Origin of the sequence: Thermogutta sp., from assembly GCF_014359955.1 — a bacterium.
GTDB lineage: Bacteria > Planctomycetota > Planctomycetia > Pirellulales > Thermoguttaceae > Thermogutta.
Genome location: NZ_JACIYL010000676.1, coordinates 1 through 2,450 on the forward strand (window position 1 = coordinate 1; position 2,450 = coordinate 2,450).

Below are 2,450 nucleotides of genomic sequence, written 5' to 3' on the forward strand. Positions count from 1 at the left end.
CCATGCCCTGAGGACTGGAAAACTGGGCTGCGTCGAACGCTCCGTTCCGGAGGCCCGGCTCACCCGTCCCAATCACGGCAAGAAGCTCTCCCTCCAGGGTGGTCACAACAATCCGATGATGTCCCGAGTCCGCGATGAAAAGTCGCTTCCCAACAGGATCAACGAGAATCTTGCCGGGAAAGCGCAGCGGAGTAGGTTCCAGGCGGCGGGCAAGCGTCTCGAAATGAATCGGTGTACGGTCCAGAGTGCCACGTTTCTCGTAGTATGCAATCGCAGGCCGCAGCAGCCGATCCAACGCCTCAAATGTGGTCTCTCCACTTTCACCCCAGACGACAAAGCCTTCGGGATCGATCAGGACCAGCGTCGGCCACGCGTTGACACCAAACCGGCGCCAGATTGTCATGTTGTGGTCGTTGATGACGGGATGCTCGATTCCATAACGCAAAATGGCCTGCTTGATGTTCTCCGTGTCGCGTTCTTCATCGAATTTTGCGGAGTGCACGCCGATCACCACGAGTTCCCGCGGATACCTGGCCTCCAGCTTCTTTAACTCGGGGATGATGTGCATGCAGTTGATGCAGCAATATGTCCAGAAGTCGAGCAGGACGAATTTACCGCGAAGGTCTTCCCACCGCAGCGGTCCCGCGGTATTCAACCATTCAACGTCCTCTGGCAGATCCGGCACAGGATGACGTATTGCAAAGGGTGATGCTTCCATAGTCATTCCTTCAGTTGCACAACCAAGAGACACAAAGGCGAGCGTACACAGGAATATCCCCGGGAAAATCCACGAGCGTTGAGAGCCCGCCCGTCCAAACGGCGCGGTCCAATTCCGAGATTGTTCGACATTCTCCGGTGCCTGCCTCGCGGGATCGCAACGTCTCCAGGAAATCATCGTTCTATCCTTCGTGATTGACGAATCTCGCACACCTTCCGTCCTCAATCCGGCGAAATTTTCTCCCCGGTTTTTCGAAATATGCTCGGAAGTTGGACTTATCCTGAAATTTCCGTGTTCCCCGTGAGCCGGTGGGGACAGTCACGACCGGACACCAACGGCCCCCAGGGATGGCCCGGAGGAATGTCCCGCACAGGCCCCCGCCTGTGATTGCCCAATCCTATACCCGAGTGGGCCGCTGGGACAATAACCACCAACGCTGACACCCCCTTTCCGCTGGCCGGGGGACATCGACATTCGCACGGGTTCGCGTCAGGGTGAGTCGGAGGGACCTGCCCGTCAGGTCCGCTTTCGGAGGAACGTGCTCGTCACGTCCACTTTCCAACGTTGGATCATGCGTTGCATTTCGCCGGGTGCGACAAGCGTGCTCCTCCATGTTCGCCGGACGCCGTGGAAGGTGTCCCTCCCGCGAACGCAGGTTCCGCCGCGACCGATTGCCCCGATAGCAACCGAATCCTGAAAAGCGCTTGTCCGGCTTTACCGGAGGCCCCCGGTTTCACCCGAGCCCGGGACTGGTAGGGGCAATTCATGAATTGCCCCTACAGCACATTGCGCCCGTGTCATCTTGGAGATTTCTGAAAAGCAGCAATGAGTCGGGCACCAACGGTGGCGACTTGCCGCCAACGCGGTCGAAGCGGAGGCCGAAACCCACGAATCCAGAAACACCTCAGCCGGACGCCGGGAACAGCCCGCGAAACTTTCACGAGGCTTGAGATAACAGGGAGACGAGCCTCACAAACTCTTGCTGGACTCTCTGCTGAATGCCCGAAGAATCAGGATCGCTGGAAACGGCCGCCTGCCGAAGCGCCAACTCGCTGCAGAGAACGACCGCCCTGCAGGTCGCATCATAGTGCAGGGGGAGGAAGATTCGCAATCGGGCAGGCAAAAATCGCCTGCGAAGAAGCGCCGCCTGCTCAGGCCGAATCCGCCCCTCGCGAACCTGCTCCTCCAGATATTGCACAAACGAACCGTATTCTCGCCGCAGAATCGCGATCACCACCGCCACGGCGACCAGCCACGCCAACCCGTCAACCCAGCCGGCGACGCTGATCGGGGAACAGCCCATCCGTTCACTGAGAAGCAGGACCGCCCCATTTCTCAGAACGCGGACCCCATAGACGCCACTCCACAGCGTGACTGCCGTATGCCAGCGCTGCCACAATTTGGGGCGGCTCTGCGCCCAGGCCAGGGCAGCGCCAATGGCTGCCCCACAGAGTGTGGTCATGAATCCCCCGGCAACCACGCGATTGACAAACACGCTGGCGATCCCGCTGTAGCCTGCCGGCTGCCATCCCGCCAGATAGAGATAAAACACATTCTGAATGGCCGCGAACCCCGCTGCGATGACGCCCCCGTAGATCATCGCCTCTGAAAGATAGGCAAATTGCTTGCGGAACATGAGCATCACCGCCAGAATGGCGAGCGCTTTGAGCCCCTCTTCGACCGCGGGAGCCACCAGAAGAAACCGGCGGGGGACCTCCAGGGCCTGACTTTC

The 2,450-nt window shown here is 59.5% G+C and carries 2 protein-coding genes; both read right to left on the bottom strand.

All coding sequences use genetic code 11. From position 1 onward, the window contains the following. A partial coding sequence (locus tag H5U08_RS15745; RefSeq protein WP_297035174.1) for a thioredoxin-like domain-containing protein occupies positions 1 to 718 on the bottom strand: 718 nt, incomplete at its 3' end. 937 nt (positions 719 to 1,655) lie between these two features. Further along, on the bottom strand, positions 1,656 to 2,450 hold a 795-nt coding region (locus tag H5U08_RS15750), incomplete at its 5' end, for a PrsW family glutamic-type intramembrane protease (RefSeq protein ID WP_297035176.1).